The organism is Lujinxingia litoralis (genome assembly GCF_003260125.1).
Taxonomy (GTDB): Bacteria; Myxococcota_A; Bradymonadia; order Bradymonadales; family Bradymonadaceae; genus Lujinxingia; species Lujinxingia litoralis.
In genome coordinates, this window is record NZ_QHKO01000001.1 from 169,253 (window position 1) to 183,518 (window position 14,266).

Annotated in this window: 10 protein-coding genes; 7 read left to right on the forward strand and 3 right to left on the reverse strand. The window is 65.5% G+C overall.

Translation table 11 applies throughout. The features are described 5' to 3' along the window. Positions 1–55 precede the first annotated feature (55 nt). Entirely contained in the window at positions 56–1,303 is a 1,248-nt protein-coding gene (locus DL240_RS00720) for an NnrS family protein (protein ID WP_111727937.1), read from the reverse strand. 422 nt (positions 1,304–1,725) lie between these two features. Here DL240_RS00720 and DL240_RS00725 point away from each other — a divergent pair, with 422 nt between their 5' ends. Then, positions 1,726–2,550, forward strand: coding sequence for a class I SAM-dependent methyltransferase (locus tag DL240_RS00725; protein ID WP_111727938.1), 825 nt, complete (start codon positions 1,726–1,728; stop codon positions 2,548–2,550). Between the two features lie 104 nt (positions 2,551–2,654). On the opposite strand, the gene DL240_RS00730 is transcribed toward DL240_RS00725, so the two are convergent. Beyond that, positions 2,655–3,122 (reverse strand): DUF2267 domain-containing protein, encoded by a 468-nt coding sequence (locus DL240_RS00730; protein ID WP_111727939.1) that lies wholly within the window; start codon positions 3,120–3,122, stop codon positions 2,655–2,657. Between the two features lie 322 nt (positions 3,123–3,444). On the opposite strand from DL240_RS00730, the gene DL240_RS00735 reads away from it, so the two are divergent. The 6 genes from DL240_RS00735 to DL240_RS00760 all read left to right on the forward strand — a co-directional run bounded on the left by DL240_RS00735 (position 3,445) and on the right by DL240_RS00760 (position 11,897). Further along, positions 3,445–4,062, forward strand: a complete 618-nt coding sequence (locus DL240_RS00735; protein WP_111727940.1) for a hypothetical protein — start codon at positions 3,445–3,447, stop codon at positions 4,060–4,062. 276 nt (positions 4,063–4,338) lie between these two features. Next, positions 4,339–5,289, forward strand: coding sequence for an isopenicillin N synthase family dioxygenase (locus DL240_RS00740; protein ID WP_111727941.1), 951 nt, complete (start codon positions 4,339–4,341; stop codon positions 5,287–5,289). Between the two features lie 265 nt (positions 5,290–5,554). Continuing rightward, positions 5,555–7,321 carry a hypothetical protein gene (locus tag DL240_RS00745; protein ID WP_111727942.1) on the forward strand — a complete coding sequence of 589 codons (1,767 nt, stop codon included), beginning with the start codon at positions 5,555–5,557 and terminating at the stop codon, positions 7,319–7,321. Then, positions 7,318–8,031, forward strand: a complete 714-nt coding sequence (locus tag DL240_RS00750) for an ABC transporter ATP-binding protein (RefSeq protein WP_111727943.1) — start codon at positions 7,318–7,320, stop codon at positions 8,029–8,031. Before DL240_RS00745 ends, DL240_RS00750 begins: the two co-directional genes overlap by 4 nt. Next, on the forward strand, positions 8,028–9,503 hold the full coding sequence (locus DL240_RS00755) for an ABC transporter permease (protein WP_111727944.1): 1,476 nt from the start codon (positions 8,028–8,030) through the stop codon (positions 9,501–9,503). Before DL240_RS00750 ends, DL240_RS00755 begins: the two co-directional genes overlap by 4 nt. A 42-nt stretch (positions 9,504–9,545) precedes the next feature. Then, entirely contained in the window at positions 9,546–11,897 is a 2,352-nt protein-coding gene (locus tag DL240_RS00760; RefSeq protein WP_111727945.1) for an FG-GAP repeat domain-containing protein, read from the forward strand. Positions 11,898–11,964: 67 nt separating this feature from the next. Here DL240_RS00760 and DL240_RS20630 read toward each other — a convergent pair whose 3' ends face one another. Beyond that, positions 11,965–13,089 (reverse strand): hypothetical protein, encoded by a 1,125-nt coding sequence (locus DL240_RS20630; protein WP_158542262.1) that lies wholly within the window; start codon positions 13,087–13,089, stop codon positions 11,965–11,967. Between the last annotated feature and the right edge of the window lie 1,177 nt (positions 13,090–14,266).

Here is a 14,266-nt window from a genome sequence, read left to right on the forward strand (position 1 = left end):
GCCACCGCATAACCGGCGCCACGGCCCCCCGGCCGCGAGCTTCCCCGGCGCGGCGTTAACCCGGACGACCATCGACCCGCGACCCGACCAGCACCGGCAGGTACACGACCGAGTACACCGCAAAGGCCACGCCCCACAGACCTGCCGCCACTGCCACAAAGCCCGTGTAGTACCCCGGCCACACGCCCGGGAGCATCACAGGCAGCAGCATCGGCGCAAAGGTGCGCAAGAGCGCCGCCAGCCCGACCAGCCCAAACGCCCACCCCACCGCCGGCCAGGTCTTGAGCGGGCGCCCCGTATGCCCGAGAGCAACACGCGCCATCATCCCCAGCGTCAGCATTCCCACCGCCCCCACCGTGATCGCATGCGTGGCCATCGCCGACGACACCCCCGGCCACTGCAACGCCGCCGCCCGCAGCAAGAATCCAATCCCGATCCAGGCGTGCCCGGCGTGGAGCACCCATAAGAGCGGCTCCTTGCGCGTGGCCCCCGTCGCCCATCCGCACATCCTGGCGAGCACCGCCACGCCCGCCACCGCCGCGCTGCCCCCGGCCAGAGCGCGCATCCAGCCACCACTCGCCACCAGCAGGAGCGCCAGCTGAGTGACCATGCTCAGCCCCACAAAAACCACCACCACCTTCTCGATCCACTCCCGTTTCACCACCTGCGCCCCGGTGGCATTGCGCGTAAACATCGGGATCACGCGTCCCCCCACCACCAGCATCATCACCACCACCAGATCCAGCGCCGCCATCAACCAGACGCGCTCCCCGGTGCCAATAAGCCCCAGCGCCGCCAGGTGCATCAGCAGGTTCAACACAAAAAGCCCCCCCAGAACCACAACGAACTTCATGTTGCGCCGGTTCCGGGACTTCCACAGCGGACGCGCCAGCACCAGGGCCAGCGCGGGCACAAAGAGCAGGTCCAGCACGGCTCCCACGACGCCCGGCTCCCACAGCCCGCTCATCGCCAGCCGTCCTGCCAACCACACGCCCACCAGCCCCATCAACGCCGGCCCCCGCGCGCTCACCATGCGGGTCCAGTTCTGCACGGCCGTGAGCAAAAAGCCGGCGATCACCGCCATCGCAAAGCCAAAGACCATCTCATGGCCATGCCAGCTCAAGCGGCTAAACGCACTGGCCACCTCCAGATCCCGCGCGTACACCAGCGCCCACCACGGCACCATCAACGCCGCGTAGAGCCCCGCCACGAGAAAGAAAGGACGAAACCCCGTGGCCCACAGCGCGCTCCCTCCCTCACGCGTCGGCGCTTCGTTCGGGCCGAGCATATCGATCATGACCATCCATACCTCCGGTGCATCCTTACGAGCCCCTGGCCGGAGCCCCAAGCATTGCGCAACAAAGTCACCTGCACACGCAAGGATTGTTCCTCAACGCCTCGGATTCGCCCCTCCTCCCGCAGACTGCGACCATTCGCCACACCGCACACCACACGCCACCCCGCAACGCAGTCCCCGCGCCCCACACATCCGGGTTCTCGGAGCTCCTTCACCCTCCCTCCGCCACGCAAAACATGCACCGCCGACCGACCGCCACGCAGGGTCTGCACCGCCCTCTCCCCCTCACCACCATCCTTCCTCTCGCCCGGCCCCCCATCCATCCATCGCCCTTCCCAAACGTAACGAGCGAGAACCCTACGATTCGAGTACCCTCAACGCGTTGCGTACACGGCCTGACTCCCCCAAACTTTCCCCCGGAGCCCCTGATGAAACCTGCCCTTCACACGCTGAGCCCTCTCCTTTTGGCCTGCACCCTGGCCTGCTCGGGTTCCTCCGCCATCGAGAAAGCCGACAGCCCTACCCCCGACGACGCCCGGGCCACCCAACCCCTCAACGCCTCCCCGCCACACCACGCCGAAGACGACACCGACGACGAGAACGCCATGAGTCACCACGACCATCACGACCACCAGCATCACGCCACTCCCCACACTCACAAGCACGGCCACCACAACCACCGCTTCGAGTCGCCCGAGGACTACGTCGAGCGCTGGAACAGCCCGGAGCGCGATAGCTGGCAACGCCCTACCGCCGTGGTCGAAGCCATGAGCATCACCACCGGCATGAGTGTGGCCGACATCGGCGCGGGCACCGGATACTTTATCCCCCACCTCAGCGCGCAGGTCGGCCCCGAGGGCCACGTCTTCGCCGTCGACACCGAAGAAGCGATGCTTGGCTACATCCAGGAACAGGCCCGCACCCGGGGCTGGGACAACATCAAGACCATCCAGGCCACCCCCAACGCCTCGGGCCTCGAAGAGGCGCAGGTCGACCGCATCCTCACGGTCAACACCTGGCACCACATCCCCGAGCGCGAAGCCTACGCCGCGCACCTCAAGTCGCGCCTGCGCCCGGGCGGCTCGCTCTGGATCGTGGACATCAGCGCCGATAGCCCCATGGGACCGCCCCCCGAGCACCGCCTCAGCCCTGAGCAAATCATCGCCGAGTTAGAAGCCGGCGGCTTTCAGGCCGAGCTCTACGACCTAAAGTTGGAGCGCCAGTTCATCATCGTGGGCCGCTTCCACGACTGAACTCCCCCGGCGCGAGGAGCCGGCCCGGCACCTGCCCCACCGGCGCCTTTGAAGCGCCGGTGAGTCCGGCTCAGGGCCCGCTCCCTTCACTGCGCCTCAGACCTTCAGTGAAAGTACTCCCCGCCCTGCTCGCCGCGCTCCGGCCAGATCGCGTCGATCGAGCTATGCAGCTCTCCGCGCACCCGGGCGACCTCTCCGCTTGAGATCCGCTCGTTGAGCAACCCAAACACCGCGCGCGTCACGCGCAGCGGGTCCACCTTCTCCTTCCCCGGCCCTTCTTCCAGTCCCTGGCGCACGTGGTCGAGAAAGGCATCCAGGTTGCGATCTTTCACCGGCGTATTCGCCGGGCTCCACCCCCGATAGTACGCGCCGCGCACAATCAAGGGCAGCTGCGCGCTCAGGTGGGCCCCCTGCTCCGGGGTCAGGTGATCGCGCAGCGTGCATAGCGTCGCCTCCAGCGCGCGATAGGTGCGTGGGCGCTCATCCCAGCCCAGGCGAGCCTCCAGATCGCTCAGCCAGATGTTGAGCGTGTTGACGGCGCGATCGAGGTTGGACATTCCGGTGATGGTCATGGTCAGACTCCGATGGTGTGAGAACCTCTCTTACTCCCATGCCCCCAAAGGTACGGATGATGGCGAACTCACCAAACACCTTCGCCTCTCCCCGTGCGCATCAGCCCATATATCCGCATCGCCTCCGCCTTCCGGCACCGCCTCGCCACCACCGACGCTTCCCCTCACTCCGGAACAAGGCGTAACACTCCAGCCGTCGCCCTCCGACTTCACCTGGCCTACGCTAAATTCGAGTCGCGCCTCCCCTTCTTCGCCTGTCCTCGGGCAGACACTCCCCGCAACGCCCCCTGCAAACCGGGCCGCCTGCTCTCTGGAGACACCGATGCGTCACCCACAACGAATCTTGACCGCTGCCGCCCTCCTCACCTCCCTCACCACCGCCTCCTGCGGTGCCCCGGGCGATCTCTGCGACGAGCGCACCTCCTCGATGCGCTGGGACGATCGCGACCGCTACGGAGAGCGCCCCCGCGACTACGTCGACCCTCACCTCGACGACTACGAAGTCCCCGGCTACGACCTCGACCGCGACCTCCCCTTAACCTTCGACATCACCCTCACTCGCCGCGACGAGCCTGTCCTCGAAACCCAGCGCTTCCCCATCGACGGACGCGCCCGCTGTGATGACCTCCTCGAAGCTCCCCTGCGTCTGCGCCTTCAGTCGACCCACGCTCGCCTGGACGAACGCCTCCTGGCCACCGCCGAGATCATCCCCACCTACCCCGACGATCCCCTGCGCGTCGTGGCACGCTTTGACGAGCGCGATCTCGACGGCGACTGGCGACCACGCATCCCGGACGGCCACGCCCTGGAGTCACTCCTCCTCATCCTCGACTTCGACCGCGCCATGGTCCACGGCGAGCTTCTGGTGGAATCCTACGACCGCGAGTACGGGGAGACCCGGCGCACACAGGCCTTCCTCATCGGATCCCACGCTCGCTGAGCCCCCTGCGGGCGCCTCGCCCGAGCCCTCTTCCCCCCACACCACACCCCTGGGCCTTCCTCCCCCCGCTCGCTCCCCTCCCAGAACTCGCACCACACCTCCCCCCAGGACCGCTCAACGACTGCGACAATTTACCCACGAACTCCCCACCGCACGCCGCCCCTCACCCCTTGCGTTTGTCGCCTCATCTGATAAGTGTTCCTGCCCAGCACCCCACCGCCGCTTCCTCGCGGCAACAGCCCTCAGGCCCTGCGCCAAACCTACGGAGTAGCAGTCATGGCTAAGGAACAGACCATCCCCGTCGTTGACCTGCGCGATTACACCCACGGCGACGAAGCCTCGCGTCAGGCCTTCGTCCAAAAAATCGGTGACGCCCTCAAAGAGCTGGGCTTTGTGGCCGTCGAAGGCCACGGCGTCGACACCGACCTCCTCTACGAAAATTACGACCTCTTCGAGAAGTTCTTCGCCCTGGAAGAAGCCACCAAGCGTCGCTACGAGTCCCCCGAGACCGGTCGCCAGCGCGGCTACACCTCTTTCGGCGTCGAACACGCCAAGAACAACGAAAAGGCTGACCTCAAAGAGTTCTGGCACCTGGGCCGTGACCTCCCCGCCGATCACCCCATGGCCGAGCGCATCCAGAAAAACGTCTGGCCCGAAGAGGTGCCTGCCCTCCGCGAAAAAGCGCAGGAACTCTACCAGGCCATGGAGAACTCCGCTCAGACCATGCTCAAAGCCATCTCGATCTACCTGGGCCAACAGGAGAGCTTCCTGCCCGACATGATCAAAGATGGCAACTCCATCATCCGCGTGATTCACTACCCGGTCTGCGATGGCTTCGATGAGCCCGGAACCATGCGCGCCGCCGAGCACGAAGACATCAACCTCATTACCCTGCTCCCCGAAGCCACCCAGTCAGGTCTGGAGCTTCTGGAGCGCGACGGCACCTGGCGCCCCATCCACGCCATCAAGGGCCAGATGATCGTCGACTCCGGGGACATGCTCGCGCGCATTACCAACAACAAGCTCCCCTCGACCACCCACCGCGTGGTCAACCCCGAAGGCGACGCCACCAGCCGCTACTCCATGCCCTTCTTCGTGCACCCGCATCCGGACTACGTGCTCGAAGTCCTCGACACCTGCCTTGAAGAAGGCGAAGAGCCGGCCAGCGCCCCCATCACCGCCGAAGAGTTTCTCTTTGAGCGTCTGCGCGAAATCGGACTGAAGTAACCTGGCCCTTGGGTGCCCCCGGGCACCCACCCAGCCTGGAGGTCGCGAGCTCGCTCGCGGCCTCTTTTTTTGTCACGCCTCACACTGTCCAGGTGTCCCGCGCTCCCCGGTACCGCACCTCCCTTGACGCTACCCGGATTGTCCTCTTATCTGGCCATCGCTACGATACCCTGCGCCCGGCCCCCGCGGCAGCCCGGTCTGCCCACTGCGGGAAGCCCGACACCACCACGTGCACCACGCCCTTCGCCTCCTCCTGGAGAATCTTATGAAGCGATACTTCCTCTTCCTCCTCGCACTCCTCGCGCTGGCCTTCGCGCCGGCCTGCGACGGATGCAAAAGCAAAGACGCCATTCCCCCCTCGGCTCAGGCCCGCATCACCCAGCTCGCAGAACACCTGCCGGCCACCACCGAGGCCGCCTTCATCGCTCCTCAGCTCGATAAAAGCCGTCAGGCCCTCGACCTGCTGATGCGCCGCACCGAAACCTTCTCCCCCGCCGCGCGCATGCTCGAAACTCAGGTCCAGCGCGAATGGGGCCTCAAACTTAACGACGCCGAAAGCTGGAAACGCGCCGGCATCACCCCCGACGGCGCCCTGATGATCGCCATGGTCGTCAACCGACCCGTCATCGTCACCTACGTCGCCGACCGCCAGGCCTTCGAAGGCACCTTCATCGAACGTCTCCGACAGACCTTCGAAATCGAAGAGCCCGTACGCAACGAAAAAATCGGTGACACCACCCTCAAAATCAGCGGCCAATCCGGTGGCATGGAACTCGCCTGGCAATACAAAGGCAACATCGCCTTTGTAACCCTGCCGGCGTTCGACGCCGTCGAAGCCCTCGAAAATGGTACCGCCCTGGCCATCTCCAGCCAGATCGACACCACCACCAAAGAAACCTCCCTCGCCAGCACCACCGGTTTCATCGCCTTCCGAGATAACCTCGCCAAAGACTCCCCCTTAAGCCTCTACGTCGAGCCCAACCGCTACCTGGCCCGCCTCGAGCAATCCCCCTCCGCGGACGCCCCGCCCTACCAGAAGGCTCTCGAACAGGTCGCCCTCTTCTCCAAAGGCAACGCCAACGGCACCGGACTCGCCATCGACGTCCTGCCCACCCGCATCCAGCTCAAATCCTTCGCCAGCGGAGACCCCGAACTCACCAAACAAGCCCGTGAGGCCTACCTCAGCGACTACAAAGCCGACTGGGCCAACATGCTCACCAAAAACACCATGCTCGGCGTCCGCACCAGCTTCGATCTCGCCGGCCTCTACCAGACCTTCATCAACGGGCTCCCCGAAGAGAATCAACGCGCCCTCCGCCGAAACCTCGTCGAATGGGGCCGCAACGTCGACGTCAACGTCGAAGAAGACATCATCAACGCCTTGTCCGGCCACTCCCTGATCGCGTTCTACGGCATCGGCACCCGCCAGCTCATGGGCGCGCTCGGCCAGGGCAACGCCTTCCAACAGGGCATGCGCGTTCTCTCGGCCAGCGGCCTGATGATCTCGGCCGGCTTCAGCGATCAACGCAAAATGGAGAGCCTCCTCGACCGCCTGGCACAAATGGCCACCGGCCACGCCGAACTCCGCCCGGTCAACTACAAAGCCTCGCCGGTCGAAGACGCCCGCGTCCTGGCGCCGGCCAACCTCGACATGGTCCCGGCCAGGCTCTTCCAGCGCGGCGACACCCTCACCCTGGCCGCCGCCGGCATGGGCGAAGACGCCGTCTATGAGTACCTCTCCGGCAAACGCGACGAACCCGCTCTCAAAGACGTCGAAGGCCTCGACCTGGGCGCGCGCTTCGCCTCCGCAGACAACCTCAACGGCCTCTACTTCAACTTCGAGCGCCTCCGCGATAACTTTGGCGCTATGCCCATGATCGGAAACGTGATCGCCAGGCTCGACCCCCTCCAGGAGCTCCTCCTCGAAGTCTCCGTCGAAGACCACGGCCTCTTCGCCACCTTCTCCCTGGACTTCGTCGCTCCCCTGCCCGAGCCCTCCGCCCAGGCCGACGCTCCCACCGAGGCCCCATGAGACTCCGCGTCGAAGACCTCTCGCGCCGCTTCACAAGCGGCGACCGCGAGGTCGTCGCCCTCGACCACGTCTCCCTGACCATCGAGCCCGGCGAATTCGTCGCCATCGTAGGAAAGAGCGGCAGCGGCAAAACCACGCTGCTCAATGCCCTCGGTGGGCTCGATACCTCCTACCAGGGCGCAGTGTTCCTCGGCGACGACGCCCCCCCCTTGCATGGCCTCTCCGAGCCCGAACTTGCCCGGGCTCGGCAGAGGCATCTGGGCTACGTCTTCCAGCACTTCAACCTCCTCGATCACCTCAGCGCGCTGGAAAACGTCGCCCTCCCCGCCTTCTTCGGCGGGGAGTTTGCCGGCGCCCCGGCCCTGGCCAGAGCCGCACAACTCCTCGCCCACGTCGGGCTCGAAGCCCTGGCCCACACCCGCCCCCCCCTGCTCTCCGGCGGACAAAAGCAACGCGTGGCCATCGCCCGGGCACTCTTTCAGAACCCCGACATCCTCCTCTGCGACGAACCCACCGGCAGCCTCGATCACGCCACCGGCCTGCAAATCCTCGACATCTTCGAGTCGCTCAATCGCACCCGCAACATGACCGTCATCCTGGTCACCCACGAGCGTCACGTCGCCGCACGCGCCCGACGACGCATCGTCATCGATCAGGGCCGCGTCATCGAAGACGCCCTGCAGACCCCGCACCGCGAGGTCTCCGCATGAACTCCTCCTTCTCCCCCACGCGCTTCCGCGCCCTTGTCGCCCAGAGCCTGCGCCAGAACCGACTCCACTTCGCACTCTCCGGCCTGGGTGTGGCCGTCGGCATCGCCACCCTCGTCTTCTTCACCGCTCTGGGCCAGGGAGTACGCACCCAGATTCTGGAGCGCGTCTTTGTCATCGGCCAACTCGAAGTCATCGACCCGACCGCCGACGCCCCCTCCCTGGGGGGCCTCTTCGGCTCCGGCGGCGGCCTCAACGAGCGCATGGTGCAGCGCGTCCGCGACCTCGACGAGGTCGCTGCCGTCTTCCCCAAGCAAAAAATCACCTTCCCGGCCAGCGCCCGCGGCGGAAAGTCCCTCCTCGGCAGCGATCTCACCATCGAATTCATCGCCGATGGCATCCCCGAAAACCTCGTCGACGAAGACCTCAAAGATCCCCTGGGGTTCACCGACCACGCTGCCCCCTCGCCATGCACCGCCGACGCCGACTGCGCCACCGGCCTGAGCTGCGCCCAGAACACCTGCCAGCCCCTGGCGTGCCGCCCCGACGACGACCTCGCGCAAATCTGCGGCGCCCAGGCCTACTGCCACCCGCAACAACACCACTGCGCCTGGCCCATCCCCGTGCTCGCACACCCCAATCTCATCGAGCTCTACAACGCCAGCCTGCGCACCGCTCTCAAGGGCTCGCAGGGCATCGGCGGCCAGCTCCCCCACCTCTCCGAAGACCTCCTGGTCGGACTGGAGTTCGAACTCGTCTTAGGCCAGAGCTTCCTGGGCCGCGCCGGACAATCCGAGCGACAACTCGAACGCGCCCGCCTCGTCGGCTTCTCCGAGCGCGCCATGCCCATGGGGGCCACCCTGCCCCTGAGCATCGTCCAGCGCCTAAACGCCCACTACTCCGGAGACGACGTCGCCGGCATCTACCACTCCCTTCTCGTCGAAGCCGCCGCCAACGATCAGGTCCCCTCCCTGACCGCTCGACTCACCGACGAACTCGGCCTCAAACTCTCCTCCAGACACCAGCAAGCCGAACGCGTTGGCCTTCTGATCCTCCTCATCACCCTGCTCTTTAACCTCATCGCGCTGATCATCCTGGGCATCTCCGCGCTCAACATCACCCACACCTTCTCCATGATGGTACTCAAGCGTCGCGCCGAGTTCGGCCTGATGCGCGCCCTCGGCGCCACTCGCCGCACCATTCACCTGCTCGTCCTGGGCGAGGCCACCATCGTGGCGCTCCTCGCCGCCCTGGCCGGCCTCGCCATGGGATGGCTGGCCACCCTGGGCATCGACCTTGCATTTGCTCACCTGGTCGGCGATTTTCCCTTCAAACCCGACTCGCTCTTTGGCTGGCGCCTCTGGATGCCCGCCCTGGGATTCGGTACCGCTCTGATCTTTTGCTGGCTTGGCGCGCTGATCCCCGCGCGCCGCGCCGGCCACATCTCTCCGGCCGCCGCACTAACCGGACGCTAAACCTTTATTGGCTCGTCACTCCTTTTCTTCGAGGTCTGACCTATGCGCTCATTACACCGATCCATCGCCATCGCCCTGCTCGCCATGCTCTTCACCGGCTGCGGTGACTGCGCCGATACCAACGGGCTGACCGAGCCCGACGACCTCGACGTCTCCGTGGACGCCGACACCGACGACGTCGGCGTCCCCGACACCACCACCCCCGACGCCGATGACGAAGATGCTCACACCCTCGACACCGGCCCCAGCTGCCCGGCCCTCCAGAGCTGCGGCGAAGACTGCTGTGATGAAGACCAACTCTGCCTGGCCGGAAGCTGCGTCACCCCCGGAGCCTCCTGCGAAAGCTCCCTCCAATGTGCCGCCGACGAGTTCTGTGAGCCCACCTTAGGCCAATGCCTCCCGGATCTGGGCGATGCCTGCATCTACCGCCCCGAGGGCAACGTCTTCGACCCCGTCGTCGACGTCGCCTGGCAGGCCACCGACGACACCCCCGCACCGACCCACCGACAGGTCATGATGACCCCCTCGGTCGTCGATATCACCGGCGACGGCATCCCCGAGATCATCTTCTCCACCTTCGCCGACCACTACTACACCAACGACGGCATTCTCCGCGCCGTCAACGGACGCACCTACGAACCCGTCTTCGATCTCACCGACCCGGCCCATCGCGTCTCCGCCGCGGCCTCCCTGGCCGTCGGCGACATCGATCGCGACGGCAAAAACGAAATCATCGCCGTCCTCACCGGGGGACACGGCCTCATCGCCTTCGACGACCACGACACCGGCTGGGCCGAAATGTGGCGCACCGCTCCCTTCCCCATGGGCTGGGACGGCGCCTACCTCGCCGACCTCGATGGTGACGGAAGCGTGGAAGTCGTCGGCGCCAACCGCGTCTTCGACGGCGTCTCCGGCGCCGAGCTCTGCGTCAACGCCGCCGTGAGCGACACCCCTCAAAACTCCCTGGTCGCCGACCTCGACGGCGACGGTGATCTCGAAGTCGTCGCCGCATCCGGCGCCTTTAGCTTCACCCGAAACCCCGACGGCACCGCCGACTGCCCCACCGCCTGGACCTACGACGACGGCGTCGGTGGCTATCCCGCCGTTGCCGACTTCGGCCAGTTCGTCGGCGACACCTTCGAATACGGTAACTTCGACGGCCTCCCCGAGGTCGCCATCGTCACCAGGCGCGCCCAGGACGCCCTCAAACTCCACGACGGACGCACCGGCCAGCGCATCTGGATGGCTCCCATGCCCACCAGTGGCCATCCCCACTACACCGACGCCACCTGCGCCGGCTCTCTGGGCGCCGGCCCTCCCACCATCGCCGACTTCAACGGCGACGGACTGCCCAACGTCGCCACCGCCGGCTCCTGCTTCTACGTCGTCTTCAACGAACGCGGCGAACTGATGTGGAAGCTCCCCTCCCAGGACTTCTCCAGCCGGGTCACCGGCTCCTCCGTCTTCGATTTCCAGGGCGACGGCAAAGCCGAAGTCGTCTACGGCGACGAGTGCTTCCTGCGCGTCTACGACGGCACCGGCAATGGCGACGGCACCACCGACATCATCTTCCAGATCGCCAACACCAGCGGAACCACCCGCGAACTCCCCGTCATCGTCGACGTCGACCGCGACTACCACGCAGAAATCGTCGTCATCTCCAACGATTACTCCGCCGGCCTCTCTCAGCGCTGCCGCGAAGACTGGCCCGGGTTCGACGACCTCGGCGGCTCCTTCGCCGGCGTGCGAGTCATCCGCGATGTCGAAAGCCGCTGGGTCGCCACACGCCCGGTCTGGAACCAGCACGCTTACAGCGTCACCAACGTCTGCGACGGCCTCGACGATTCGCTCTGCCCCGGCACCGCCAACCTCCCCGGCGCCATCCCCTCCCCGCGCCTCGACAACTGGCGCGTCGAGCACCTCAACAACTTCCGACAGAACGTCCAGGGCGAAGGCCTCTTCAATGCCCCGGACCTCGTCGTCAACCAGGCCCAGGGCACCTGCAATGACGACCACCTCTCCCTTCACTTCATCGCCTCCAACCAGGGCAGCCGCGGCGTGATCGAAGGCCTCCCCGTCGCCCTCTATTACGTCGACGGCGACCAAGAGCTCCTCATCGACGTCGTCCCCTCCGACCAGCTTCTGGCTCCCGGTGGACGCCTGGAGCTGACCTACGACTGGTACGACGCCCCCATCACATCCGGCGACGGCGAACAGGTCGAAGTCATCGCCCGCATCAACGACGATGGTACAGGCCAGCGCACCCTCCGCGAGTGCAACGAAGACAACAACGAGCTGCGCGCCACCATCTCCTGCCCCTGCACCAATAACGACCACTGCCCCCGCGGCCACTACTGTCATAACAGTGGCTCTTGCTGGCCCATCCAGGGCTAAGCCCCCCTCCTGAACACAAAAAAGCCGGGCCTATAGCCCGGCTTTTTTGTGTCGCTCACGTCTCTCTTCAGCGCATCTGCCCGAGCTGCCGGCGACGCCCCATCAACGCCAGCAACGCCCCCAACAGCCAGGCGACTCCCCCCACACCACCGCCGGCCACGCCACACCCGCCCCCCTCGCCGTCCTCATCCTGCGCGTCCGGCTCACCGGCATCCACCTCCTCCTCCGGTTCATCCTGCGCGTCCGGCTCACCGGCATCCACCTCCTCCTGTGGCACCTCGGAGCTATCGCATTGTCCCGGACGCTCCACATCGCGCGCCACCTCACCAAAGATGCTCCCTTCGTCCGTCGTCGCGCACACCTGCTCGCTCCGCACCTCTTCACCACTTAACAGATGCCGCGCGTGCACCTGCAAGCAGTACACTCCAGCCCCCTCTCCCGAATACAGCACATTCACCTGACTGAACTCACTCGCCAGGCCCTCCGACGCCACATCCCCCTCGCCATTGAGCACCTGCACCCACACCTGCCCGGCGTTCGGCACGCTCCCAAGCTCCCCGACCACCTGCGGCGACCGAAGATCGCTCGTATACCAACACTCCCGAAAGTCATCGCTCGCGCAGCAGGCGCCTCCTCCACACGACGAACAGCTACAGCACTCGTACGACTTCGCTCGCGTATCAACCCGGACCTCGGCGTTGACCACCTCAACGCCCGCCAGCGCCTGAACCTCCTGCTCCTCGACCGCCTCAAAACCAAACGCTTCCTCACTCCACGGTCCCCCCTCAGTCCCGGTATCTACCCCGGCACGAACGACAACCTGGTAACTCTCCCCCGGCACCAAGCTCTCCACCGGTTTCAGATACACCGCCTCCCTCATCTCCAGAACACCCGGCGAACAATCCATCCACGGCGCGCCCCTCCCTCGTCGCTGATTCAGCACCTGCAGCGTCGAGGGCACCTCCTCCCCGGCCTCATCGAAGATCACTACCTCGACTCCGTCCCCGTCTACGCTGCGTGAAATCTTCAGCGGAATTCCGAAGTTCGCCGGCAGCACTGCGACCTCCCCTCCGACGATCTGGACCGTGTCAACTGGCGGAACCGAACACGCCTCAACCTCGTCACTTGCCAGCACCAGACCGGCGCCCGCAATCCCCGCAACCACCACGCCACGCATCACCAACATACTCATCATCCACCTCATCTCAGCAGCATGGGCCCGGGCTCATCGACAACGCTCCGCCGCAGGGAAACCCCAAGCCACAGCGCGCCGCACACCCTCTCCCACCGGACAACCCGACTAGATTCGACGCCTCAGACAATGCCTCTCCCCCGATCGCATCACAATCAGGCCCCTCTTCTGCCCGAATGCCGGTCACTTCCGACTGTCCCCCTCCAAACGCATCGCGCTCTAGTCACCATCCGGCGCCGCCCCCCTCCCTCCTCCTGGCCTCCCTGGCCAGTGCACTTCCAGGGTGCCCTCGCCATCAGCGCCCTTTCCCTGCCCCTACCTCCCCCCGGGCAGCCACCACCTCAGCGGCGCCTCCGACGTCCTCTTCCCCTCCCGCCGGGAGGGCTCGACGGCGGCCCCGCCCACAGATTCAGCACCACCAGCACCAACACCCCCACCACGACCAGCATCAACAGCTGCCTATCGCTTAACCCCGCGCCTCCAACCTCCCCACCTCGTCGAAGCACCTCGATCACCAGACCTGTCACGCTCATCACCATCATGCCTCCCTGATCTCCCGCACCAAAGACCGAGCATCCACGCTCGGTCTCCACCCGCGGCGAATCCCCCGGGCGCTTCCGGCCAGATCTTGCCACATCGCCGATCGCCCCTCTTCTAACCCTCCTCCCCCCCCTCTCTCAGTCGAGCTTTCCCTCTCCGCACACGGGATATGCTTCCAGCTCGAATATCAACCCTCTTCCCAAATGGGATGTGCTTCCCGCTCGAATATCGACCCTCTTTTCCCACGGGATGTGCTCCCAGCTCCTATATCAACCTCTTTCCCATACGGGATGTGCTCCCAGCTCCTATATCAACCTCTTTCCCATACGGGATGTGCTCCCAGCTCCTATATCAACCTCTTTCCCACGCGAAATGTGCTCCCAACTCGAATATCACCTCCTTTCCCACACGGGATTTCCTTCCAGCGACTGATTTTGCCTTTTCCCACGCCCAAACCTTGAATCTCCCGCGCCGCCCTCTAAACTACCCCCATTCCTATCCGCAGTTCCTCGATGGCGCTCTCCTGAGCGGGCTTCTCCGCTGCCCCTCAGCCCGGAGTGGTATCGCCTGCGTTTCGAGTGAGACAGGAGCGCGACCAACGCCCACCGGGGGCGATCGGTCACTTCCATGTTTCGGT